The sequence below is a fragment of the Ruminococcus flavefaciens genome (assembly GCF_900119075.1).
Classification (GTDB): Bacteria; Bacillota; Clostridia; order Oscillospirales; family Ruminococcaceae; genus Ruminococcus; species Ruminococcus flavefaciens_Q.
Genome location: NZ_FPIP01000008.1, coordinates 1 through 22,766, shown reverse-complemented (window position 1 = coordinate 22,766; position 22,766 = coordinate 1). Strand labels below are relative to the sequence as shown.

At 41.8% G+C, this 22,766-nt stretch carries 27 protein-coding genes; 11 read left to right on the top strand and 16 right to left on the bottom strand.

The features are described from left to right. Positions 1 to 107: 107 nt before the first annotated feature. Both BT105_RS15065 and BT105_RS11285 read right to left on the bottom strand, forming a co-directional pair. On the bottom strand, positions 108 to 266 hold the full coding sequence (locus BT105_RS15065; protein WP_177243967.1) for a hypothetical protein: 159 nt from the start codon (positions 264 to 266) through the stop codon (positions 108 to 110). Between the two features lie 140 nt (positions 267 to 406). Then, the gene (locus BT105_RS11285) at positions 407 to 3,310 is read right to left on the bottom strand and encodes an ATP-binding protein (protein ID WP_072300841.1); all 2,904 of its coding nucleotides are present in this window, start codon (positions 3,308 to 3,310) and stop codon (positions 407 to 409) included. Positions 3,311 to 3,388: 78 nt separating this feature from the next. Between BT105_RS11285 and BT105_RS11280 the strand changes: the two genes are divergently transcribed. The 4 genes from BT105_RS11280 (at position 3,389) to BT105_RS11260 (ending at position 6,124) form a co-directional block, all read left to right on the top strand. Continuing rightward, a complete protein-coding gene (locus BT105_RS11280; protein WP_072300840.1) occupies positions 3,389 to 4,228 on the top strand; it encodes a hypothetical protein in 840 nt (279 codons plus the stop codon). Further along, positions 4,225 to 5,073: a hypothetical protein gene (locus BT105_RS11275; RefSeq protein ID WP_072300839.1), complete on the top strand. Its 849-nt coding sequence runs from the start codon at positions 4,225 to 4,227 to the stop codon at positions 5,071 to 5,073. The genes BT105_RS11280 and BT105_RS11275 overlap by 4 nt, the downstream gene beginning before the upstream one ends. A gap of 461 nt (positions 5,074 to 5,534) precedes the next feature. Then, the gene (locus BT105_RS11265; protein ID WP_072300837.1) at positions 5,535 to 5,798 is read left to right on the top strand and encodes a type II toxin-antitoxin system prevent-host-death family antitoxin; all 264 of its coding nucleotides are present in this window, start codon (positions 5,535 to 5,537) and stop codon (positions 5,796 to 5,798) included. Beyond that, positions 5,795 to 6,124, top strand: coding sequence for a type II toxin-antitoxin system RelE/ParE family toxin (locus BT105_RS11260; protein ID WP_072300836.1), 330 nt, complete (start codon positions 5,795 to 5,797; stop codon positions 6,122 to 6,124). Before BT105_RS11265 ends, BT105_RS11260 begins: the two co-directional genes overlap by 4 nt. 38 nt (positions 6,125 to 6,162) lie before the next feature. Here BT105_RS11260 and BT105_RS11255 read toward each other — a convergent pair whose 3' ends face one another. The 3 genes from BT105_RS11255 to BT105_RS11245 form a co-directional block, all read right to left on the bottom strand. Then, complete coding sequence (locus BT105_RS11255; RefSeq protein WP_242940127.1) at positions 6,163 to 6,783, bottom strand: recombinase family protein; 621 nt, start codon at positions 6,781 to 6,783, stop codon at positions 6,163 to 6,165. Between the two features lie 6 nt (positions 6,784 to 6,789). Continuing rightward, a complete protein-coding gene (locus BT105_RS11250; protein WP_072300835.1) occupies positions 6,790 to 7,878 on the bottom strand; it encodes a tyrosine-type recombinase/integrase in 1,089 nt (362 codons plus the stop codon). A gap of 216 nt (positions 7,879 to 8,094) precedes the next feature. Further along, positions 8,095 to 8,571, bottom strand: a complete 477-nt coding sequence (locus BT105_RS11245; protein ID WP_072300834.1) for an SLOG family protein — start codon at positions 8,569 to 8,571, stop codon at positions 8,095 to 8,097. Positions 8,572 to 8,662: 91 nt separating this feature from the next. On the opposite strand from BT105_RS11245, the gene BT105_RS11240 reads away from it, so the two are divergent. Continuing rightward, complete coding sequence (locus tag BT105_RS11240; RefSeq protein WP_072300833.1) at positions 8,663 to 8,872, top strand: helix-turn-helix domain-containing protein; 210 nt, start codon at positions 8,663 to 8,665, stop codon at positions 8,870 to 8,872. A 151-nt stretch (positions 8,873 to 9,023) separates the two neighbouring features. On the opposite strand, the gene BT105_RS11235 is transcribed toward BT105_RS11240, so the two are convergent. The 7 genes from BT105_RS11235 to BT105_RS11205 form a co-directional block, all read right to left on the bottom strand. Continuing rightward, positions 9,024 to 10,061: a hypothetical protein gene (locus BT105_RS11235; RefSeq protein WP_072300832.1), complete on the bottom strand. Its 1,038-nt coding sequence runs from the start codon at positions 10,059 to 10,061 to the stop codon at positions 9,024 to 9,026. Between the two features lie 714 nt (positions 10,062 to 10,775). Beyond that, entirely contained in the window at positions 10,776 to 11,126 is a 351-nt protein-coding gene (locus tag BT105_RS11230) for a thioredoxin family protein (RefSeq protein ID WP_072300831.1), read from the bottom strand. Positions 11,127 to 11,138: 12 nt separating this feature from the next. After that, entirely contained in the window at positions 11,139 to 12,101 is a 963-nt protein-coding gene (locus BT105_RS11225) for a permease (RefSeq protein WP_072300940.1), read from the bottom strand. 32 nt (positions 12,102 to 12,133) lie between these two features. Continuing rightward, positions 12,134 to 12,580: a C-GCAxxG-C-C family protein gene (locus BT105_RS11220; RefSeq protein ID WP_072300830.1), complete on the bottom strand. Its 447-nt coding sequence runs from the start codon at positions 12,578 to 12,580 to the stop codon at positions 12,134 to 12,136. Positions 12,581 to 12,654: 74 nt separating this feature from the next. Continuing rightward, positions 12,655 to 12,963, bottom strand: coding sequence for an ArsR/SmtB family transcription factor (locus BT105_RS11215; protein ID WP_072300829.1), 309 nt, complete (start codon positions 12,961 to 12,963; stop codon positions 12,655 to 12,657). 143 nt (positions 12,964 to 13,106) lie between these two features. Next, positions 13,107 to 13,244 (bottom strand): DUF4298 domain-containing protein, encoded by a 138-nt coding sequence (locus BT105_RS11210; protein ID WP_081367875.1) that lies wholly within the window; start codon positions 13,242 to 13,244, stop codon positions 13,107 to 13,109. Positions 13,245 to 13,271: 27 nt separating this feature from the next. Then, positions 13,272 to 13,772 (bottom strand): GNAT family N-acetyltransferase, encoded by a 501-nt coding sequence (locus BT105_RS11205; RefSeq protein ID WP_072300828.1) that lies wholly within the window; start codon positions 13,770 to 13,772, stop codon positions 13,272 to 13,274. 439 nt (positions 13,773 to 14,211) lie between these two features. Between BT105_RS11205 and BT105_RS11195 the strand changes: the two genes are divergently transcribed. The 5 genes from BT105_RS11195 to BT105_RS11175 all read left to right on the top strand — a co-directional run bounded on the left by BT105_RS11195 (position 14,212) and on the right by BT105_RS11175 (position 17,820). Next, positions 14,212 to 15,237: a GGDEF domain-containing protein gene (locus BT105_RS11195; protein ID WP_072300826.1), complete on the top strand. Its 1,026-nt coding sequence runs from the start codon at positions 14,212 to 14,214 to the stop codon at positions 15,235 to 15,237. Positions 15,238 to 15,874: 637 nt separating this feature from the next. Next, positions 15,875 to 16,123, top strand: coding sequence for a hypothetical protein (locus BT105_RS11190; RefSeq protein WP_028516912.1), 249 nt, complete (start codon positions 15,875 to 15,877; stop codon positions 16,121 to 16,123). Between the two features lie 63 nt (positions 16,124 to 16,186). Continuing rightward, the gene (locus tag BT105_RS11185) at positions 16,187 to 16,423 is read left to right on the top strand and encodes a hypothetical protein (protein ID WP_028516913.1); all 237 of its coding nucleotides are present in this window, start codon (positions 16,187 to 16,189) and stop codon (positions 16,421 to 16,423) included. Positions 16,424 to 16,583: 160 nt separating this feature from the next. After that, positions 16,584 to 17,027: an SOS response-associated peptidase family protein gene (locus BT105_RS11180; RefSeq protein WP_242940126.1), complete on the top strand. Its 444-nt coding sequence runs from the start codon at positions 16,584 to 16,586 to the stop codon at positions 17,025 to 17,027. 109 nt (positions 17,028 to 17,136) lie between these two features. After that, complete coding sequence (locus BT105_RS11175) at positions 17,137 to 17,820, top strand: PH domain-containing protein (protein ID WP_072300823.1); 684 nt, start codon at positions 17,137 to 17,139, stop codon at positions 17,818 to 17,820. A gap of 835 nt (positions 17,821 to 18,655) precedes the next feature. Here the strand turns inward: BT105_RS11175 and BT105_RS11165 are convergent. The 4 genes from BT105_RS11165 to BT105_RS15370 all read right to left on the bottom strand — a co-directional run bounded on the left by BT105_RS11165 (position 18,656) and on the right by BT105_RS15370 (position 22,140). After that, a complete protein-coding gene (locus BT105_RS11165) occupies positions 18,656 to 21,307 on the bottom strand; it encodes a DUF6055 domain-containing protein (RefSeq protein ID WP_072300821.1) in 2,652 nt (883 codons plus the stop codon). A 179-nt stretch (positions 21,308 to 21,486) separates the two neighbouring features. Further along, positions 21,487 to 21,672 carry a hypothetical protein gene (locus tag BT105_RS11160; protein WP_177243966.1) on the bottom strand — a complete coding sequence of 62 codons (186 nt, stop codon included), beginning with the start codon at positions 21,670 to 21,672 and terminating at the stop codon, positions 21,487 to 21,489. Positions 21,673 to 21,770: 98 nt separating this feature from the next. Further along, positions 21,771 to 21,959, bottom strand: coding sequence for a hypothetical protein (locus BT105_RS11155; protein ID WP_072300820.1), 189 nt, complete (start codon positions 21,957 to 21,959; stop codon positions 21,771 to 21,773). Between the two features lie 58 nt (positions 21,960 to 22,017). Then, positions 22,018 to 22,140, bottom strand: a complete 123-nt coding sequence (locus BT105_RS15370) for a hypothetical protein (RefSeq protein ID WP_278289653.1) — start codon at positions 22,138 to 22,140, stop codon at positions 22,018 to 22,020. Positions 22,141 to 22,434: 294 nt separating this feature from the next. On the opposite strand from BT105_RS15370, the gene BT105_RS11150 reads away from it, so the two are divergent. Further along, positions 22,435 to 22,766, top strand: a 332-nt coding sequence (locus BT105_RS11150; RefSeq protein WP_278289651.1) for a sigma factor, incomplete at its 3' end; no start/stop codon positions are given.

Genomic DNA, 22,766 nt, shown 5'->3' with positions numbered 1-22,766 from the left:
CCTTTTTAGGTATGGTATCATTATAATTATTATATCATACCAAAATTAATTGTCAAGTGAAAAAAATGCCTGCCGCTAAAAACTGCGACAGGCAAATAATTTAAATCCTACTGCATATTTCCCTTGCCACGATCAATTTGCTCAATCAGCTCAACCATTTTCACAAGACGAGTATGGTCTATCCAGCCATTCCGATAAAGTATGTGTGCCCAAGCAGTTAGTGTTTGTTTTTTCAGTGCCAACTCTGGCAATTCTGATTTTTTCATGGTTTCCCCTCCTTTTTCATAATTATGCTTCTTATTAACGGTAAATATACCATATTTCTTTCTATTGACACATCCGTGCCTATCAGATATAATTATTTTATGAAGCGACGCGCCCACGAAGGGCGCATCCATAACTATTCTTATTCTTCCTGTGTATAGGTTCTGCCTATGAGAACGACATACTTATTTTTTCCCTCGAAAGAATCACAGAAATTACCAACTGCCACGCATTCGCCCTGTTCAAGACCAGCGAGAGTTGAACTATCAATTCCGGTGATTTTTGAGACATCTTTGAGGGTATCAGATTTTGGGCGAAAGAAAATGAGCGTTCCGGCATTGCCTATAAGCCTGCCGAGGCTGTCCTTCTCCAGTGAAAACTCTTGAGAAGCCAGAAGAAGCGTAAAACCGAACTTTCCGCCTTTTCTGAGCATTATGTCAATTGGTGAACCTGCAGCAATAAAGTGATCCGAAACCTCGTCGATGACCAGAGTAAGCTTCTCGTCTGGGTAGCGCTGCTTGAACGAATACAAGCTTGAAAGGAGCATATCCATAACGTGCGTCGACTTATGCACGCTGTCATCAGAAGCCGAGATAACGACGATCTGCTTGGTGTTTCCGAAAAACTTATCCCAACTAGCTTTAACCTGCTCATTACCGTCGAGGTTATCGAAAACATCGTAAAGCTTTTCATAAAGCTTTTTCTGAATGGGATCACCAATATCGAGATAGCCAAGAATATCTCTGAGTTCGGCATCCGGCTTGTTGCCACTTTCCTTAAGAAAAGCGGATAAGCGGCGTCTCAGAACCTTTTCTTGTACGTCCCCGGTGACTCTTAATGCTGCTGATAATATTCCAATGAGTTGATTTTTGGCATCAGGAAGACTCTCGCAACCGTCAAGGTTCATAAGATCAACAGGCAAACCTTGCTTGTTGATATCCAAGAATGAGAAGTATTTTGAGATCACCGATTCGGGGAGGTGCTTAGAAAGCTCACGCATTGAGAAGCCGCCGGTATGGTCAAAGATCAATACCTTCTCACCAGCCTTTGCCTTCAGCACAGCCTGCTGACACAGGTAAAATGTCTTGCCCGCACGGGTTGCGCCGCACACGTATTGGTGACGGTTAGTGTCAGATTCTTGAATGATAGCTACACCCGCCACACCAGTTCCGGATTGATTACGCAATACAGGCATGAAGTCGCGGTGCATTTGCTCAGAACGCATAAAGAATGCAGCAAGCTCCTGCTCCTTTATCTTATCAACCGCATCAGAGTTCAAAATCTCATTTGTTACGGTATACGCACTTATCGTCCGCTTCTTATACGGGGCTACTTCGACCTCTATAAGACGTTTGTAGTTGTTGTTTGAGTAGAGCAGCCCCGCTTCGTTTAACGCTGACAACAAGATGTTGCGGCGCTTTGTCGTTCTCATCAGCGGAAGTATGCTGCTGTCGAGTACGACCGACTCAAAGCTGAGGCGTTCATGTTCAGAGACCACATACCCAGACTTGTAGTAAGGAGGATCCTTCTGCCCGACAACTCTTACAGTTCCCGAGACTATCAGTCTGTTAAACACATCACGGAAGTCGTTGACAACATCCACGGCTGCGCTGTCCGACTGAACCTGATCAAGATTGACAAAGGTTGTGAATGCGTTGAACTCATCAAAGCCAATCAGACCAAGCTCTTTGAGAAACCATGCCGTCGAACCCAGACCTTTTACGGTTCTTGCGCGTTCTGATTCAAATACATCGCTTGGATATTGAGCTATATGTTCAACAGCTGCATTCAGCTTTGCGAGAGCATTGGCGGGATCATTTACAAACCACTTTATCAGAGCTGCATTAAATTTGCCCGAGAGCTTCTGAAGCTTCTTGATATCAACCTCTCCAGTAGTATTCGAGAGTGTCAAATGCAATGCCGGAAAATTAGGTGGAACGTTGCTTGGTCTGTCCTCAATTATAGCAATGACATGCCATCCACGTGTTTCTTTACCGTCTGCACCAATCAGGTCATTATGAAGAACATCAAAGCTCGCAAGTCGTGCTTTACGCGATTCAATGAGCGAAGTGTCGCGAAACAGCGCAACTCCGTCGTTAGTGTTGTCGAGTTCCGCTATTACATCTGTTCTGCTTGCCGTCAGAGGACATATGGCGGTCGTCTTATTGTTCTTCGTCTTCAGGCAGGCAACCGCCGCCTTAGCACTCTTCTCTCCGTCAGGCTTGATTATGTAGGCTTCATCAGACGGCGAGTCCTTACATGAGAAGCGGCTAACAATCGCATGAGTTGAGATAATAACAAGTGGGATAAGGTCAGGACCTGTTTTCAAGAAGTCCCTGTACTCGACCGTAATATCAGCGAGCGCCCTGTCGGTCCTCATAATCTGACGTTCCTTTATCTCCTCTGGGTAATATTCCTCAAGCCCAGGGAACACAGAATCAGCTGAGGCGAAGTCAATCTTCCCCTCTTCGTATTGCTGCCAGCCTGAACGCTTGGGAATGTAAAGAAACTTCGAATCCGAGAAATCCTGAAGCGCAAGACAAACTGCAGCTGTCAAGTACTCGTCTTTGCAGTCGGGATTCCTGCGAAAGAATGACAGATGCGGTAGGAACTGTCGACGGCAGTACTCTTTGAACGAGAGAACGATCGCATATATATTGCCCTCATACTCGATCTCAAAGTAGACTGCCTCGAACTCAGTCGAGCTCTTGGGGTTCACGACCAGCATCTTTATGATCTTGAACTTGCCCACGATAACCACTCTGCCGTCTCGCTCCTTAACCTTGAATTCGCCTGTATATTTATCATATATAAGCTTTCTGGCGGAGAACTCGGGTTCGTTGATACGTGAGATCACTTGACGTGGACTGTACCACGCATTATGCCAACTGAAGGAACTGTTGCACCAGTAACTATAATTACTGATCGGATAGCTTGCTGGGGGACCAAATACAGGCGAATAGCCGCCCATATTCCCATTGAATGGACCAAAATACATAACGTATTTCTCCTTTTTGTTTATTTCACAGCGCTGTGCTATATTCATAATAACACATTTTTGCGTAAAAAATCTATTCCGACAGTTTACCTGTTTTTTACTATGTTTTTTCGGAGGTATGACAGTATGCCGCAATTAAATATTTCAGTATTTTTAAAAAAGCTATCTGATTGCTTAAATGAGTATAGCACACAGTCAGCTACATTTAATTTACTATTTAATTTTATCACCTATAATACGGACAAATATGGATTTGACTTTTCTAATAAGAAAATAAGTAATATTATGAACGGTATAGAAGATATTCCTGAAAATGTACGAAATGCAGCTAACGATCCTAATGTAATTAAAGCAATAAAAGAAGGTGTGAAAAATATAGTTGTCCCATCCTTGCGTTATCCTTTAATAGACGACCTTATGTATACTTACGGAGAATTAATCCAAGCAGACAGCTCTATATCACCAAAGACAAAGGAACGGTTGCTGACGTTAATAAATGGCGATGATATATGTGAGGCTCTGTCTGAGTTATTTTTATACGTATTAAATATACCTTTTAAAAAACACGATGAATTCAGAGAGCTTTATTATTGTAGCTCCGCTTTTACTCATGATAACAACTCCAACCTTCTTTCTGTGTTCAAGCAGCAATATGGTAACTTCATTGATTTAGATAAGGGCTCAGATAAAAAGCTGGCAGTAGATAAAACATATAAGCTTACTATGAATTGTTCCTTGGAGTCTGTTTTTGTTCTAGGCTCTTATATGACCAATATAGCTTTTAAGTATTCTGATAAAGAATGCACTGCTTCCACTTCCTGTGCTAATTGGATATCGCAAAGCGAACTGGATAACTTTTTAAGCGCAGGAAATAAAACGTTTACGATGGTATTCAAGGTTTTGAATGTATGTGATGATAACAAATGCCAGATACACATTTACCTTATAGGAGAACTATATAAATGAATATGTATGCTATTGGAGATTTTGCAGCTGAGACAATGTTAAATGGAAAAATACAACCAGATTTCAAGATTGATAATCTTGGAGTAGACGGCTCAAGTATTGTGTTTGTTGATAGTCCTGAAGTATTTTCGTGTTGTATTCCTGATGAACTTGATAATGATCTGTTGCGTAAGATAACCGAGTCCATTTTTTCTCTTCTGCGTTCCTTGCATGGCTATAAAGACATCAGCAGCTTCAGAGCAGGATTTATTGCACGCGGAGGATTATTAGCAGATATAGTATGGAACAATCTTACCAACAAAGGTTTCTCTTCATTATCATATACAGGGATATATGGCAACAGACTGTTATATGATACTTCTAATATGCCTTTTACCAAAACATTGAAAGAATGTATATCCGAATGGAAGACAATTCCATTTGATATCATTAATATAGGTAATATTCCATCTTTAGAAGCATATCTCAGGTCAGAAATAAGAACTGCAAAAGCACCGCTTTCCACATATTATCTCGATTTTCTATATTATATGAGAAGCTATATTATTCTACAACAATGCTGTCCCGAACAAATTCCTATACTTATATTAAATATGGGACTTTTGGCATATCAATTTGGAAAGACCTGCAGTGCATTCGGTTTACTCAGTAAATGCGTCGAAATAAGCAGGCTTGATCATGATATAAGTAAAGTGTGTGCCGATAAATTACACACTCTCAAACAAATAGAAAGCATTGCCCCAGAATTAGAAAATATAATACTTGATAATACAGATAAAGATCTTTTTGAGCTTTTATGGCTATTAAATGATCTTGACACATTTGAAGAACAACTATCGTTTTGATAATTCAATCAATTAGAATAATCCTTTTTGTATAACATCGATGTGCACAAACAATTATCATTATTGAAACGCCACATTTTGCATAGTATTTTTTGCTTTTAAAAAATCAGAAATTTTTTCTGATTTACGTTTTTTGAAATTAACACTCGCTGAAAAAGTGTAAAAAGCCACCTTTTTTCAATATTTTGAGGCAAGGCTTTTTCTGAAAACGTAAATTCAAAATTTTTTTCAGTTTTTTTATGATGATAAAAATGCAGCCTCCTTCACGGAGGCTGCTTCTATTGTTACGTTCTTTTGTACAATCTGTAATAGCACGACCGAGAGATTCCAAGCTTCCTCCTGCTCCATGACAAGCCAGCCAAACAATTTCAGATATTTTATCGTAATATTTATCGTAAAACTTGACATCATATTCTTTATAGTGTATAATATAAGTAGTAAAATTGAAGGGAGATGTTTTTATGCCGAATATAGTTCCTATTTCAGATCTCAGAAACTATTCCTCTGTGTTACAGGACGTTGCGGTTGGTTCTCCTGTTTACCTCACTAAAAACGGCAGAGGTTGCTATGCTATTGTCGATATAGCTGAACAGGAAGAATATGAGCGTACCAAAGCAGCGCTCAAATTAATGTGCAAGCTTGATGAGGGGAGAAAATCTGGCGAACAGGAAGGCTGGATATCTTCTGACGATGTAAGAAAATATTTTGGAGCTAAGAGCACATGAATCAGGTAGTTTATTCACCGAAGGCTTTGGCTGACCTCGATGATATCTTTGCTTATATCTCAGAAAAGCTCGCTAATCCAATAGCTGCGGAAAGCACTGTTAACGGCATACTTGATACTGCTGATATGCTTAAAGAGCACTCCGAGATAGGCAAGCCACTCTATTTCTCTGATGACATTTTCAGTGGTTACCGCTATCTTGTCTATAAGAATTATCTTGTATTCTACCGTAGCAGCAATGATACTGCATATATTGATCGCGTTCTTTATGGAAAGCGCGATTATATCAGCTTGTTCATCAAGGACTTGACCGATGATAATGAATAGTAAGAGAGAAGAGCCTCTGTTAAGAGGCTCTTTCTTATTTATATATGTTTCCACAATCGGTAGTAGCATGAACGAGATATACCAAGTTCCCTCATCGCTTCGACAGGCTTCTTGTTTCCGCAGCGGACTTCCGACAGTACCTCACGCCAGTTATCAGGCAGAGGCTTGGACGGACGTCCGAAATGGACGTTTTTCTTTTTGGCTGCTTCTATCCCTTCACGCTGACGAGCTCGTATCTTATTGCGCTCGTTCTCGGCTATAGCCCCGAGCACCTCGATTAGAATTGCATTTATCATTTCAAGTACCCACGCCTGATCCGGCGGAAAGTCTGTGAGGGTGGTGGGTATATCCAGTATCTTTACACGGATACCCATATCCTTGAACTCTTCCAATTCTCGCTTTATATCGGCTTTGCTACGGCTGAGCCTGTCCAGCTCCTTGATAACTAGAGTATCCCCCTTCCGGAGTATCTGCCTCTTCAGGTACTGATAACCTTCGCGCTCCGTGTCTTTACCAGATGCTTTATCGATGATTATGTTCTGCTCAGGCACTCCGAACTTGGTCAGAGCTTCAATCTGTCTGTCCTCATTCTGTCCTGTAGAAGATACTCGTGCGTACCCATAGTTACGATAATTATAGACGGCAATAATGACGGTCAAAGATATTTATGCAGTTATTTTTATAAGCTCCATACAAGCTCTTTTACGCTCCATAGAACTGTGTACATAACGATTTAACGTTGTTTCTACACTTGAATGTCCTAATATCTCTGACAGAGTTTTGACATCAAAGCCTGCTTGTAGACTGTTGGTAGCAAACATATGCCGTAGGCAGTGATAGTTCACTGACGGCAATCCTGCTTTTTTCAGTATGGTCTGGAATCGGCGCTGCAATGTACGAGGTTCTATAATTCTATCAGAATTCGATAAAATATAATGACTATTATTGCTGCGGGATTCCCGCAGCAACTTCATTAAAAATGTTGGTATTGGAATTGACCGCTGCGATGAGCGACTTTTGGGAGTGTCAATAATAAGCTGCGTACCATGGGATCCGTTGTTTATGCGCTGGACTGTTCTTCTGACAGTAAGAACATCTTTTTCAAAATCAATATCGTCCCACATCAGACCGCAAACCTCACCAACACGAAGTCCAGTGTAATAGCTCAATAATAGGCACAATGTCGTTGGGTTCAAGTTAGAAAAAAGATACTTGCACAGCTTCCGTTGCTGTATAAGTGTAAGCAGAGGCTTCTCTTCTTTGATATATTTAGGCATAATGACATCTGCGAGGATATTGCGATATCCGTGTATTTTTGAGGTGTATTTCGCCATTACTTTGAAAACAATAATAACATCGGAAACATACTTCGGTGAGAGTCCTTCATTCAGCTTATCATCGATAAATGAGTGAATCATTTGAACCGTGAGTATGTCATATCGAAGTCCACCGAATGCAGGTAGGATATGCTTCTTGACCTTCATAGTATAATTAGCAAATGTAGAGGACTTAACGCGCAGCTTTACTGCTGACATCCATTCTTCAAAAAGCTCTTTTACCGTCATATTACATGAAGCTGTTGCAATAGCAGCAGGCGCAGTTTTCATAGTCAGCAGCTTCTCTTTGACTTCTGTATAGCTGTGACCGTACAGGGAATGATACTTCGCCTTGCCATGCTCGTTATATCCTGTTTTATATCTTCCTTCCCAGCGCCCATCGCGGCGCTTATATATATTCTCACCTTTTCTTGGCATATTCTCCCTCCAGTATAATTGACCATCAAAATGACGGATAATAAACTCTTTTCATACTGCAAAATCTACAATGAGTATGTATTCTGATTGTATAAAACTACAAAAAACTCATTTTAATGTATATTGTTCATAAAATGTTCTCAATATCATTAAATATTTATGTTATAATTACATCATAGAATAGAAGTCGCAAATTCGAGAAATTTGCGGCGTTTTTTAAATTTCATAGAATTCTACATTTACGCCCAAATCAGCTGCATATTTCAAGTAATGCATTCCGATATGATTTTTGCCAACTACTAAGAGTAGGGCAGAATTATTAATCATGTACTCATTGGCACGATCATAGCAGTCATCGGTATAATAATTTGAAATAATATCAACGCGGTCAGAAGCAGTGTGAAGTGCGAAGAAGCGTTCACGATGTTCTTCTACCCAGTTTGTAGACTGTTCTTCATAGGGCATTGCTATGTTTAGCTCAATGTCATTGTACATCTGCAACGCTACAATTATCTCCGCACACCACAGCGGTACGCCGTACTCGCAGTTCACCCAGAAACGATCATAACCTTTGCAGTACAGTTCCCATATCTTTTCACGGAGTTTAGCCTTTATTTCTGGATATGGCGATTCAAATTCATTCTTGCAGACTAAGTTCAGTTCTTCACCTGTTGATATGATAGAACAAGTCATAATAATCACCTCTAAAGATATTTTAGCGGAATTTCCGCTAAAAGTCAATAGTGGATATTCCGCTATTGTATAATGTGTTTGGGTGATGTTTATGTATAGAAGAATTCGCGATCTTCGTGAAGATAAAGATATGACACAAACGCAAATTGCTGAAATACTCCATTGCAGTCAGCGCGTTTATAGTGACTATGAACGTGGAAAACTCGATATTCCAACTGAAATATTGATTAAACTTGCCGACTTTCATAAAGTATCCGTTGACTATATACTTGAACGCACTGACGAAAAATCATTCAAATAACGCCCCTGCAATATGGTGATTAACGCCGTATTGCAGGGATTTTTTATGTATAAACGAAGCACCGCCCGTAGGCGGTGCAATATATATAGTGTCATTATTAAAGATTATCTAAACCTGAGCTTATCAGAAAATTCTCCTTTTTGAGAAGCCGTCAATGCAGCATTTTTTTCAATTTCTCAATACTCAGGGTAACAGTTTTGCGGTAGTCGATTTTTAGTGATAATCCGTTGTCCCAGCTTTCAAAATCAATGTCGTCGATCTCTTCTTCTCCATCGGGATCAAGCATATCGCACAGTCTTAAGAGGTGCGGATCGTATGAAAGCGGAGATGAAAGGTCTCCGACCATGACCTCGGAGGGACCAGCCCAGTAGCAGCCGCCGTATGCGACAAGATCTGTGGAAGGATCGTAATGTATATCGGTTATTATGAAGGATTCTCCGTTTGGAGCTCCGTAATCGTTGTCATAGCCTCTCGGGATATAGTTATACACATCAAGGGTATCCACATCGATGTAGCTTATGCCGTAAAGATCAATATGGAAAGGATAATACTTGTGACCGTTACTGTGAAGGATAAAGTCAGTGTACATTTTCGTGTGATGCTTGTCAGTGGAGATATATTCGTATACACATCTGCCGTTTTTGCGGAGCTGACATCTTTTCAAGAACGCATAGCTTACATCATCGGAATGGTGCTCGTATGCCTTTTCGTATAACGAAAAACCGTCAGGCAGCTCTGTTTCACTATCGCCTATATAGTATTCACCAGCTTCAACATAACTGCTGCGCTCGCACCATGTCTTGTACTCCTCTGTCCCGTAGATATTTGTATAATCAAAGCCCAGATAATGTAACCCACTCACGGACAGGTGCTCAGCTCTTACTGAGATTGAGATATCTTCTGTTTCAGAACTGAAGCTGATATCTGCAATGTACACGCCGCCTTCTTTGACAACGGATATTATTTTGATTTTCGGTTTCTTTAGGGCGTTCAGCTGTTCCATGGGAAGTTCCGTAAAAATACGTGAGATAAAGAAATGATAGTAAGAGTATTCATTATCAGTACCATTGTAATCGCCTCTGATCTGAAGCGTTTTATAAACAGTTCCCTTATCTTCAAACTCTGTGCATATCATAGAGATGACGGTATCATCTATTTTATGAGCTTTGAGAAATTCAAGTGCGTCCATAGCTTTTACCTCCGTTTCTGATATTGTCGTTACTGTAAGCTTTCGCCTTATTATAACATATAAAACATATGATGACAAGCTATGCGGAGAAAAGCTGCTATCGACAGTTATTACCTGCTTCAATTTTTCCTACACTTTTCCTACAGTAAGACACATTTTTCTGCAAAGGAATTACACGGCAAATCTGCTCAAATTCTCGAAAAATAGGTGCAAAACAGGATTATATCAAAACATAGAAAACTGCCGAAAATCCGTCAACATAGGCTTGCGGTCCCGAAGATCGTGGAGCATACAAAATTAAAGTTATAATGTGATGGCCACCCAATGGCGGCCATTCGTTTTTAAGAGCGTACAAAAAAGCTCTCACAAACGAAAACTGTGAGAGCCTTATTGTTTTATTCAGATAAACACATTAACGTGTATATCACGCCAGCTTAGTATCCTACGCTTTGTGGACTTCGCGTAAAGGTATTCTTTAGCATCGTCCAAATTCAACGTAAAATAGCCAATCTGAGTATATTTCCGAATTACTTCTTTTCGCTTATTGCAGCCTGTACTGCGGATAGGGTGGCAATCACAATTTAATCGATAAACGGCTATATTTAGCCGTAAATATGATGCTGTAAAAGTCCTCCATTGTCAGCTGTTATAATTGCATAGAACAAAATCAGGAACGTAAAAGAGAGGCAGCCATTACGGCTGCCTTAAATATTGTCATTTGCCTATTATCTTTAATATCTCCGCAGACTTAAGAGTTTTACCGGATGAAACGAGTTTCTCATTGACAACGAGCGCAGGCATTGACATAGCACCGTACTCCATTATCTTCTGCAAGTCAGTGACATACTCGACCTCGATGCCCATACCCTCAACTGCTTTGACAGTGTTATCGTAGAGCTGATGACAGGCTTTACAGCCCGAACCGAGCACCTTAATACAGCAGATACCATCAACAGACTCACCGCAGCAAGTCGAGGTTATTTCGCTTGCAGTCTGCTCTCCGCCGCAACAGCAGCAAGAAGTTTCCGCTTTCTTTTCTTCCTTTTTCTTACCAAACAATGCCATGACAAATCCCTCCTAAATAATATAATTTTGAATGATATTGAAGAAGTATCCCACAAGGATAATTCCGACCGTACATATAGCGATGAAAATGCCTAACAGCTTGGGCTTTATCGCTTTTTTCAACATTATCATTGACGGGAGCGAAAGCGTAATTACGCCCATCATAAATGCGAGAACTACGCCGAGCTTTGCCCCCTTAGCGACCAGCGCTTCAGCAATGGGGATACAGCCGAATATATCGGCGTACATCGGTATGCCGCAAATTGCAGCTATGATAACTCCGAAGGGATTTCCGGTTCCAAGAACGTTTACTACCCATTCCTCCGGTATCCAGTTGTGAATAATGGCTCCAATTCCAACTCCGACTATGATATAGGGCAAAACTTTCTTTGTCGTTTCAGCTACTTGCTTCCAGGCGTATCTCATTCTATCACGCTTTGTGAGTTCATTCTGCGGAGTGTCAATGCTCCTGCCGTTTCGGATGAATTCCTCCACCTGATCTTCAAGGTGCAGCTTTTCGATAAGCGTACCGCCTGTGACTGCAATAACAAGTCCCACTATCACATATATTACAGCGACCTTCCAGCCGAATATACTCATCAGCAGAACGAGCGAGCCTAAGTCAACCATTGGCGATGAAATAAGGAATGAAAATGTCACTCCCAAAGGAAGTCCTGCACTTGTAAAGCCCATAAACAGTGGTATGGACGAGCATGAGCAGAAAGGCGTGACAGTGCCGAGCAAAGCCGCGATACAATTTGCGCCGATACCGTGGAACCTGCCAAGTATCTTTTTCGTTCTTTCTGGTGGAAAATAGCTCTGTATATAGGTTATCACAAATATCAGCACGCCCAGCAGAACCATTATTTTTATCATGTCATAGATGAAGAATTGCAGACTGCCGCCCAGCTTGCCGCTCGTATCAAGACCGCAGGCGTTCAGCAAAGAGCCGATAAGCCTGTTCAGCCATTTCATGCCGAATATCTCATCCTGGATAAAGTCCCACACTATTCTTCATCGCCTCCGAGGATTTTGGTCAGTATCTCTGCTGCCGTCCTGACCATTTTCGGACAGAGCGTTCTGAATAGTCCGTTTGACCTTGCTTTGTTCCTGTCTTCCTCATTCCTGAGGTCGCAGCCAAGAAGGTCACGACAGATATACGAGCCCTTACGCTTCTCGAATTCGTCAAGGAACTTAACTGCCATAGCACGGCCTTTGGCGCGGCTCGCTGTATCATTGAGGTCGAACTGTCCGTACTTCATTCCAAGAACCATGAGTGCTCCTGTACAAGCGCCGCAGACTTCTCCCTTGCACATTCCTCCGCCGAAACAGGCACCTATCTGGAATGCCTGTTTTTCGGTAATGCCGAACTCCTCCGCAAACGCAGCAAATACCGCCTGCGAACACATATAGCCATTTTCATAATACTGTACTGCTTTTGAAACATTATCCATTTTCTTTTTCTCCGATAGTTATATTTAGATATATCAATTTGATGATACTATTTTAAGCCGTATGGTCATACGGCTTATTTATCACAACAATTACACTCGTTTTCAGTTACTGCCGTGATCTCTTTCAGGCAGTCCATAGCGATCTTAGCACCTTCCTGCGAGATAGAGTAGTGCATCCACTTGCCCTCTTTTCTGCCGACCACAAGTCCGCTGTCGCAGAGCACCTTCATATGGTGAGAGAGTGTCGGTTGACTCAGGTGAAGCTCCTCAAGGAGATGACAGGCGCATAGTTCGCCGTTTTGCAGGATTCTGAATATCTGAACTCTGTTTTCATCACACAGGGCTTTGAATATCACTGTGATCTGCTTGTTGGAAAGCTCCACGTTCTCACCTCACATTGAAGATTTTCTATATTATAGCATACACATTGAGATTTGTCAATGTGTAACTGAAAATTTTTCTAATACTTTCTAAGCAAAAGAGAAGTCTTGTTGTTGAGAGTTTCTCCTTAATAATAATGATAAGACTATTCTTCCAACAGATTATAGATACCGTCCTCTGAGAGAACGCCGTATTTCATGTCTTTCGGGAGCAGTCCGGCTTCATCGGCTGCATAGTCTCGTTTCCACGCAGAGCTGCTATAATAGTCGGATAAAGCTTTCAAAAGTTCAGGAGAACCGTTTTCTGTCTCCTACATTATTTTTTCATAATGGGCTATACGTTTTATCTGCTCTTGTACAGATTCCGGTGTGGAAGGCAGTATTTTCTCAAATCGGAACATTTCAAATAATTCGCCGTCTTTATCATCCGGCGCACAATGATGCTCATTGAAATACTCGACGATATGGAATCCGCAGCGGTTCACATAGAAATGGATATTGCGCTTTTCAAAATAAGGCGTAACAGTTCCCCAGACTGTGACCTCCGGATGCATAGCTTCGATCTCACACCACGTTGCGTATCCTATGCCTTTGCTGTGAACGGCAGGCGAAACAAACAGCAATTCCAGCTCGCCCTGATCGAATTCGGTCTTTATAATAACGCCACCGACGGGTTTGTTATCCTGCATGATACGGTAGGCAGCACCTTCATCAATTACATGAGAAATAGTATCATGTGAGATTATCTCGCCGTCTTTTGTTAAAGCTCCGCTGAACAGCACACCGAGACTGACATACTGAACGTTGTCCATGATTTTTACGGGGGCGGCTTATAATTTACCTTTGCACAGGTCGGGACAATTAGTTCCGGCCTGTGCTTTTTACTATCGCTGGGATATATTGGTTGGCGATTACTTTGAATTGTTTCTTTTTATGCATGGTTTGTTATTTGTTTTATTTTTCGATGAAGTTTGCAATAAGCGTGGGATGAGTTTGTGGTATGACAAAATATCTGAGTTTATATTGAAAAACATTGTGGAATATGGTATAATATAGGTGATAAAACATAAAGAGTGTTATGCTATTTGTATTTATTTAAGAAAGCAATATGGAAGAATTTGATTTGTATACCGGAAAATTTACATATAAAGGAAGAGAGTTTTCTCATGTCTTTGACAGGGAAGAAATGCGACTAATTCTGTTTATGTTACGGATTACCGAAGCAGCGAAACACTGCAAAGGAGGTATAATATGGAATTATCCCATCTGAAGAAAATAGCATGGATCGTCAATATAGCCATTTTTTTAATGGTATTCGGACACATGATATTCTTCTGGTATATTGATGTCCCTTTTCTTGTAGCATTCAGTATTCCTGATGCCTGTGTCTATATTATCGGTTTTGTCCTGATACATTATGACAAGCTGAATATATATGTCTGGCTTGTATACTGCTGGATCACCCTATATACTTGTGTGACGACCATATGTATCGGCATCGGATATGGCTTTCACCTGTACTGTTTTTCAATAGTGCCTATTATTTTTGTAACTGAATACATAGCATACAAACAAAAACGACGGAGTATGAAGGCGCTTCCCGTAAGTCTTATCATTACTGCCTTTTATATCATTTATACGAGCTATGGATCCGGTCACGGTCCTGTCTTTGAACGCAGCGGCAAGCAAACAGCATTTTTCTGGAGCCTAAATGCACTGGTCGTTTTTAGCTTTCTGATTGCCTTTATCAGTTATCTTATCAGGCTTATTATACACTCGGAAGATGAACTGAAGCGGGCTGCCCAGATCGATCAGCTCACTAAACTATACAATCGTCATTATATGTTCGACAGGCTCACAGAGATAACCAATGCTGACAAGCAATGTATTCTTGCAATAGCGGATATAGATGACTTCAAGGGTGTCAATGATGTTCATGGGCATAATGCAGGCGACGAGGTCTTAAAATGTTTATCAGAACGGCTTGTCAGAGAATGTCCCAATTGTGACATATCACGCTGGGGCGGGGAGGAGTTCCTTATCATCTCCTATGCCCCCTATAACGAGGCCATCGCAATGCTTGAGGAGCTGAGGAAAAATATTGAAGCATCCACCGTCAGATTTGCCGGAAAAGAGATCAGAGTGACGATCACTGTGGGGATAGTCTCCCGAAATCCGGGGCAGGATACGAATGAATTGATAGAGAAAGCCGACAACAGATTGTATTATGGTAAAAACAATGGAAAAAACTGCATTGTCTGCGATCCCGAACCGTGAAGAACAGCAGCCACAGGTGCCCGATAGAGCAATCAGATAAATTTACGCTTTACAACAGTTGACGCTTTTTATATGTCCGGAGAAAAGGCGTCAGTTCCGAGCATTTTCAATAAGTTTATAAGCTGATACAAAAGGCTTCCGGTCACAACACCAAACGCTGTGAGGCCGAGAAATTGGTATTCCTTCCTCACTCCGACTTTGAAAGACTGAAAGTAAACTCATACCGGGAGCATGAGGCGATAACTGCTGCCGTGGACCTTATGTACGAGGACAAATATTCCTAATAGAGAAGAACGAAGTATTCTTGCTAAATACGAATCCGATACTGATATAGTCTGTATCACCTTGTTTTCCGAATTCTTTCATAAAGTCTGCGTTCCACAAGGCTCCTACTTTCGGAGGAGCTTACTTCTTATGTATTTACATTATACTGGTAATATGATATAATAGGCTACAAGAAACGAAAAGGGGCTTACAACGTTCATTTTCCAGTACAGGGATGAGCTTCCCGGAGAACAGGGTAAAACCATTGATCTTCCAGCTCTTGAAGCAGAGCTGAGAAAAATCAAGGGTATTGGTGGTAAGCGCCTTGAGGAGATAATGACTGTTGTCGAGAAATTTTTGGATGTGTAAGATTATGAAAAGACGAAAAAGAGAATTACTCCCTCAAACCGAACAGTTAAAGCACGATCCTATTGAAGATAATGAATATTTCCGTACTATTATAGACCGAGTAAGAATAGAAGCTGAATCTTTAGTAGAACCAGATATCAGGCTTGGTAGATCTTTGATTGTTGATATGGAGATAAAACGAATATTAAAGGAAAAACATAATATTGATTGGAAAACACCTGAAGAAATGAATCCTAATTGGGATTTGTTATAGTTCATAGAACATTCAGTACGGCGATGAGTTGTTCGACAATCTTGAAAGACGAAGGAGGATTTTATGAGTGATACAATCCGTAAAACTGTGTCTGAACAAACAATTCCCTGTATATGTGGGAAGGGAAAAATAATACACAGAAAAGTAGAAGTTTTTAATCCGAGCTCAACGTGGGGAACATATGACGATGAGTATATAGTTAACTGTACCGATTGTAAAGAAAATGGCTACATCATTACTTTTGACCGTGAATCTCATGAACGGTTTCTTATGAAAAAAGTCATGAAGATTGATATATAATAATTCGGATTTACATTAGTAATTAACTTTGATGTTTTCTTTTTTATGATTACAGCCCCATCACGGGCGGTTTTATTTTATCTTGACTTTTCAAATCTTATATGATATACTAATAGCAGAACATATATTCTGTTTACGCTTTGAGGTGAGTTGCATGTGTATGTCTCTGAGAATAGAACCAAAGGAAATGGCTGAGGTTCTCATAAAAGTGAGAAAAATGTCCTTAGCACAGGAGATGTCAATTAAGCTTGGAAAGAGTCTTATCATGGCTGGTGACTTATATCCAGCAGACATTGCACCTGTCCTTGCACCGAACAAATACGGGAACATGGCTATATTTCCAATGACATGGGGATTTACGCATAAGGCTGCACCTAAGCCTCTTGCCAACTGCCGCGTGGAGACCGCAAATAGTAAGCCTCTGTGGAAAGATTCATGGTACAGGAGAAGGTGTGTTATTCCTGCATCATGGTATTATGAATGGGGATATCCAGTATATGAGGACGATAGCCGTAGCATGATCGAGCATCGCAATACTAAGAAGATTAAGTTTGCCATACAGACCGAAGGCTCAGACATAGATCTCCTACGTTCAGATGTTTGAGAAATACGGGAATAAAATTAGCGGCATTTGCAGTTGACTGCTTCCTTGACAAATATGCAAAGTCATGTTATACTAACAGTAAGTTTTTTAACATGAAAGGATGATTATTATGTCTCTGGAATCACAGGTAGGACCGAACGAGCACATTCTCTGGTCTGGAACAAAAAACAAAAAAGTTTCTGTTATGGAAGCAATTTTTAATCCGCTGCTGCCGTTTGCATTGATTTGGGGATTAATTGATTTGGGATTTATCTTCATGGCGACAGGTGCTTCACATTCTCATTCATCAGCCAGTGCAGAAAAAAGCTTCTTGGGATTCCTTATTCCATTTTTTCTGCTTCATCTGATGCCTGTCTGGCTGTATCTTGGAGGTGTGCTGACTTCTGCTGCGAGAGCGAAAAATACATACTACTGCGTTACCGATCAGGCAGTTTATATTCAGCACGGTATTTTCAATACCACCACCGAGCGCATTACCTATCAGCAAGTTATCTCAATTGGTACACACCAATCTTTTTTTGACAAACGCTTATTAACGGGCGATGTTGTTCTGAAACTTGACGAGATCGTATATGCCGGCAAGCAGCGTACACCGCATCAGCGCGATATCAAGATCGAAAATATTTCGGATTACGAAAATCTTTATCAGACAATCATGCAGTATCAGCCGTCTTTTGCTACTGGCATGCCCGGAAATGCCCCGAGGGATATGCGTTCGTATATGCAGCAGTATAGTAATTCGCCTTATGATAATTCACCTTATGACAATGAGAACAATGACAGGCGATGGTGATTTGAAAGATCCAATCACATCCTGTAATATGTTAATTATAAATCAAAAGCGCCCTTTTGCATAGGGCGCCTTTTTAATGAGAATGTCTGACGTCATGGCCTTTTTCTGCCGTCCAGATACCGAGAGCATTTGCTACAACCCCTTGGATACAGTTGCTGCTGAAGGCAGCACCTATGACAACGTCAACATCTGTGCTTTGCGCTCTTATAACAGCGAAGATTATACTGTTTTCAGCGCGGCTGAAAACTCCTTTTCGTGTTATTTTTCCTACATTTTTTAGATCTTTCTGCAAAGGAAATACCTGTAAAATCAGTTTTTATTCCTGAAAAACAGGATTCTATAAAAAAATGCCGAAAATCCGTCAGCGTCTGATCGTGTTCCCGAAGATCGTGGGTTCAAATCCCATCTTCCACCCTCATAAAACAGGCACTTCTTATAATTAAGCAGTGCTTTTTTCGTTGTTTTTCTAATATAAATGTCCCCGCGATTGCGGGGATTCTCCATATCATTTTTCATAAGTTGTTGATCTATAATGGTACTAATGAAAATCAGAATTTGTCAATCTAATTCTTTTTGGTAGTAAGCAAACTCATTATCTCGTTTCACTTCACAATAACCCAGCTTTGTGTAAAAAGCATTTGTTCTTACATTCCAAAGAGGTGTATCAAGTTTAATTTTCTTTATACCAGGATAGATGTGAGGACTCGTTATTTGTTATTCACATATACCTCGCTTTATAACGTGACTAATCCCCTGTCGACACCTGATAAAAATGCGCTCTCACTATGGAGAGCGCATCTTTATATTCATTACTTTGAAGTAATCAGTTTTTCCGTCACTGAAACAACAAAAGCTTTCTCATCATAACCATGTCAAACATGTCTGTTATGCCGTCCTCGCACAGGTCTCCTGCCTGCCAGTCTGCAAGCTGAGCTCCCGGCTTTGCCAGAAGCCAGTTCTGCATCACAACAAGGTCTGCAACGTTAAACTGCTTGTCAGCATTGACATCGCCGCGTATACCTTCCTCTTCGGGCTCTTCCCTGCCGCTGTAGCTTACAGCAGGCTCATCGGCAGCACTGCTGCTTAACTGAATATAGTCCACAGCGCCTTTGAAGCTCTTTCCGATAACTGCGCGGTCATCGGCAGAAGCACTCATAACCGACTGCATATCCATGGTAAGCGTGCTGCTTGCCGCCTCCCTGTCGTTTATCAGCAGGCTGCCTTTGCCGTTGATGATACGGACAGTGACCTTGCTCCACTCTCCCTTTGAAAGAGGAGCAGAAGCCGTTAGTTTTTCGGTGATTTTTCCGTCTGTGAGAATAAGCTCCGCAGTTCCTTTTTCATTGCACGGAGTAAGTGAAACGCATGCTTTATCATCACCAAAGTGAAGTATCTCCTGACCATTGCCTCCGCCCTTCCAGAGAACTCCTATACTCAGCTGAATATCTCTGGTCTGAAGCAGTGACGTATCAAGAAGCAGACAGTCCTCACTGCCGCTGAAGCTCATAACACCCTTGGCTGAGGTACGCTCCGAAGCCCACTCTGCACCAAGCCGACGGGCATATGTGGCGGTATATTCATCCTTTGCCCAGTACTGAGAAGCTTCTCCGAAGTCATAGCCTGCGATGTAGTTCTTAGGCGCTGAATGCTGACCGGAGTCGTCAAGCCAGCCGAAGTTCACACCGCCGCTGACCGCCTTATCGTTGCTGTAGTCGCCGTCGAGAATCGCACTTCCCGTATATGCCGAGCTGCCGTAAAGATAAGCCATTCCCTTTGCTGCTGCGTTATCGGACAGCTTTACCGCATCGGCAATATATGCCTTTTGCAGTACCTTTGCATTATCCGAAACGGAGCATGCGCCTGTAACAACGGCACTGCCGCTTACTGCAGCATTTCCGCTTATGCTGATACTTCCCTGTTTCCAGCCGTTATCGTAGTACCAGCCACCTCCGTCAACTACCGCATGACCGCTGATAACTGCGTTATCCTGTGCAGTTACGCTGTTTGCCACAACTGCATGATCCTCAACGCGGACGTTTCCGGAGAGCTTTGCATTTCCAAGCACCATAGCGTCAGATCCAACATATACCGAATCAGCCACCTTTGCACTGTCAGCTACCCAGCCGCCGCCGTTAGAATGAATATGTCCCTTGCCCTTGTAATAGCCGCCGCTTTGACGGACATCGGCGCCGCCGAGCTTCACCTCATATGGATAGCGCCTGCGCTCAGTGCCATCTCTGTACGGCGAGTCCTTTTCCTTGTGGAAGGCATTTACTCTCACCAATTTTGCGGGCATAGCAGTAACTGTAAGGTACGCAGATACAGCCCCCTTTGCAGATACGCTCGCCTTTTGTCCGCTTTCAAAAAGCTCTGAATAGCTCTCCTTTCCATTTGCGTCAACGGTAACGATACAAGCCTTCCAGCCTGCATTGCTGTCATTTGAGATACCGCGGAGTTCTGCTGAAACAGTATCACCTGTGATATTCAGCGGTATAATATTGATACCGCCCTGCATGGGAGCTTCCTCCTGAGGCACCTGAAGCCAGCCACTGCCGTAGTCCTGCAAAACGGTGTAGTACAGATTCCAGAAAAATGGAGACTCTGCCAGCTTCTTGTGAAATTCCGCATTGTAAGCCTCTTTTGCGCCGAAATCAAAGGTCGCCATTCGCTTTGCATAGTTTCCGAAGATAGTCTGAGCATCTGAACCGAAAAGCCTTGTGATAGTATCGAATGGGTATTCATCGGGCTTTGCTTCGGAGATGATACGCTTTACAGCCTTTACTCCGAGCCCATCAATATTATCGGGATTGTAGGAGAGGTAAACCAGAAACGGCCATACTTCATAGTAGTTCCTGCCGTGGGGAATGGTGAGGCTGAGATTGCGGAGATATGGCTCGAACCAGCAGGTCCTGACATCACCGCTGTAATAATCGCTCCCTATGTACATCTCACGGAACCAGTTGGCAAGAGACTCCCACCACGCTCCGGTTATCTCCTGATCAACCCATGCCTTCTGCTGCATAGTCACAACATGACCAAATTCATGGGCGATGGTAAGCTCGTCCAGCATTGCGTCGGGACTGATTATCTCAATGCCGTATCCGTCCTCTGAGCTCATAAACGCCCAGCCCTCAGGATATTTGTCCAGCCCCGTATTTGTCAGATAGACGTTGGTCTTATACTTCTGAGAGCTCTTTCCATAGATGTCAACGTTCATATTCTCCATGCCCAGATACTCGCCGTAGCACTTCCACAGCTGCTCATAGTTGGCGAGATTGCGCTTAAGAAAAGCCTCGTTGACCTGCCCGGTGATGTCATTGTTGCCGTAGAAGATGACAAAATGCTCCGACTCAGCATAATTGGCTGTCTGGCAATAGCCCCACTTGTCGCGTATCTTGTACTCCTCCGCAGCAGCAGTGTGCGGTACACAGCTCAGCATTGAGGCTTCCACAGCCACTGACACCAGTAAAGATGTGAGCTTTTTCATTGTATCCCTCCTTGATATGATTTTCCGTTCAACGTTTTCTTCATTATGCCATATAAGCGAAGCGTATATGGTTTAATCGCCCGATTGCAGAGAGCAAATCTCTGATTTGCATTCATTATATCTTATAAAGTTATTATACCATATAATCCTGAAAATATCAAACCGAAAATGAACTATGTTTAAGTTGATCCGCCATGCCCTGCGTCAAGGACGATTATCGGCTTCTCGTTGTCAAGGCCTGTCAGTGCTGTCGGCAGAGCACCATTTTCGGTTCTTTCTGCAATACGCGAAGCTCCGTACAGAGTGAACAGCGCACAGCCGCACAAAAGTGCTCCGCTGACTATCTTTCTGTGTGTTTTTCTCATATCTTGGTCTCCTTTTTTCGATATTTGGTCAGTGAATTATATGAGAAAATCACACTATATATGCCAAAACTCCGACCAACCGGTCGGAGTTTTAAATATTAAGTCAAAGAAGGAATAAGTCCTAAAAGATACTGCTGTATACGAAGAGCGTCCATTCCGGTAAGTCCATCGCCGTCAGAATCGGCATATTTGAAACCGTCTGAGGTAATATGCTTTGGATCTGTACCATCCACACCGTATTTGTTCGGATTTGCAAGTGCCTGCATTATCAATACAACGTCTGACATATCAAACTGTCCGTCATCACTTTATAGCCACCTTTGGCATTGACCTCACCTTCTTGTTTCAATAGTTTTTTCTCTTCACCTGACGGTTTACGAGTTTCTCTATCTTCTCTGTGACAGCTTTCCGCAAATGTTCAACATCTGCCGATCTGAAGCTGTTTTTCGTATGTATGGTTTCCTTCATGGTACTCCCTCCTTCCTTGAATTTTATGCAGTCAAGGAGTATCATATAACCTTTGACCTGCGCCATTATGGAGACAAGCTTCAATGAAATAAAAATTATTAGGACGGCTTTACGCCGTCCTTTCTTTGAAAAATTACATTTGTGATTATTTAAATGCTTTTTTTCTTTTCAAAACATTGAAAGTCCCCCCAAAAATGTGATAAAATATTTTTTTAGAAAAAATGTCCTACTTGATATCACAAGTACGAGTGTATATAATGAAAGCGATCGCTGAACTGAATAGGAGGAATACATATGACAGATCAGGAGTTCAAGAAATACATGGAACGATCTCCGGAAGAGTGCATGAGAGTAGTTTTTGATGAATACTGCAATTATGTATACGTAATAGCTGCAACTAAACTAAAAAACTGCGGTACTACGGAAGATATAGAGGAATGTGTGAGTGATGTTTTTACTGAGGTATTCAAAAGGATAAATTATATTGGTGAGCGCGATGGCGACCTGAAAGGATTTATCGGAGTTATCGCCAAACGCAAAGCAATAGATATGTACAGAAAACTTAGTGTAAAAGCTGATAGGACCATATCTACTGATGATGAAGGATTCATAGAAATATCGTCCGG

Bases quoted from the DNA above. Each gene is read 5' to 3' on its own strand.
- BT105_RS15065 (WP_177243967.1), bottom strand. From the start codon at position 266: ATGAAAAAATCAGAATTGCCAGAGTTGGCACTGAAAAAACAAACACTA.
- BT105_RS11285 (WP_072300841.1), bottom strand. From the start codon at position 3,310: ATGAATATAGCACAGCGCTGTGAAATAAACAAAAAGGAGAAATACGTT.
- BT105_RS11280 (WP_072300840.1), top strand. From the start codon at position 3,389: ATGCCGCAATTAAATATTTCAGTATTTTTAAAAAAGCTATCTGATTGC.
- BT105_RS11275 (WP_072300839.1), top strand. From the start codon at position 4,225: ATGAATATGTATGCTATTGGAGATTTTGCAGCTGAGACAATGTTAAAT.
- BT105_RS11265 (WP_072300837.1), top strand. From the start codon at position 5,535: ATGCCGAATATAGTTCCTATTTCAGATCTCAGAAACTATTCCTCTGTG.
- BT105_RS11260 (WP_072300836.1), top strand. From the start codon at position 5,795: ATGAATCAGGTAGTTTATTCACCGAAGGCTTTGGCTGACCTCGATGAT.
- BT105_RS11250 (WP_072300835.1), bottom strand. From the start codon at position 7,878: ATGCCAAGAAAAGGTGAGAATATATATAAGCGCCGCGATGGGCGCTGG.
- BT105_RS11245 (WP_072300834.1), bottom strand. From the start codon at position 8,571: ATGACTTGTTCTATCATATCAACAGGTGAAGAACTGAACTTAGTCTGC.
- BT105_RS11240 (WP_072300833.1), top strand. From the start codon at position 8,663: ATGTATAGAAGAATTCGCGATCTTCGTGAAGATAAAGATATGACACAA.
- BT105_RS11235 (WP_072300832.1), bottom strand. From the start codon at position 10,061: ATGGACGCACTTGAATTTCTCAAAGCTCATAAAATAGATGATACCGTC.
- BT105_RS11230 (WP_072300831.1), bottom strand. From the start codon at position 11,126: ATGGCATTGTTTGGTAAGAAAAAGGAAGAAAAGAAAGCGGAAACTTCT.
- BT105_RS11225 (WP_072300940.1), bottom strand. From the start codon at position 12,101: ATGAAATGGCTGAACAGGCTTATCGGCTCTTTGCTGAACGCCTGCGGT.
- BT105_RS11220 (WP_072300830.1), bottom strand. From the start codon at position 12,580: ATGGATAATGTTTCAAAAGCAGTACAGTATTATGAAAATGGCTATATG.
- BT105_RS11205 (WP_072300828.1), bottom strand. From the start codon at position 13,772: ATGGACAACGTTCAGTATGTCAGTCTCGGTGTGCTGTTCAGCGGAGCT.
- BT105_RS11195 (WP_072300826.1), top strand. From the start codon at position 14,212: ATGGAATTATCCCATCTGAAGAAAATAGCATGGATCGTCAATATAGCC.
- BT105_RS11190 (WP_028516912.1), top strand. From the start codon at position 15,875: ATGAAAAGACGAAAAAGAGAATTACTCCCTCAAACCGAACAGTTAAAG.
- BT105_RS11185 (WP_028516913.1), top strand. From the start codon at position 16,187: ATGAGTGATACAATCCGTAAAACTGTGTCTGAACAAACAATTCCCTGT.
- BT105_RS11180 (WP_242940126.1), top strand. From the start codon at position 16,584: ATGTCTCTGAGAATAGAACCAAAGGAAATGGCTGAGGTTCTCATAAAA.
- BT105_RS11175 (WP_072300823.1), top strand. From the start codon at position 17,137: ATGTCTCTGGAATCACAGGTAGGACCGAACGAGCACATTCTCTGGTCT.
- BT105_RS11165 (WP_072300821.1), bottom strand. From the start codon at position 21,307: ATGAAAAAGCTCACATCTTTACTGGTGTCAGTGGCTGTGGAAGCCTCA.
- BT105_RS11160 (WP_177243966.1), bottom strand. From the start codon at position 21,672: ATGAGAAAAACACACAGAAAGATAGTCAGCGGAGCACTTTTGTGCGGC.
- BT105_RS11155 (WP_072300820.1), bottom strand. From the start codon at position 21,959: ATGTCAGACGTTGTATTGATAATGCAGGCACTTGCAAATCCGAACAAA.
- BT105_RS15370 (WP_278289653.1), bottom strand. From the start codon at position 22,140: ATGAAGGAAACCATACATACGAAAAACAGCTTCAGATCGGCAGATGTT.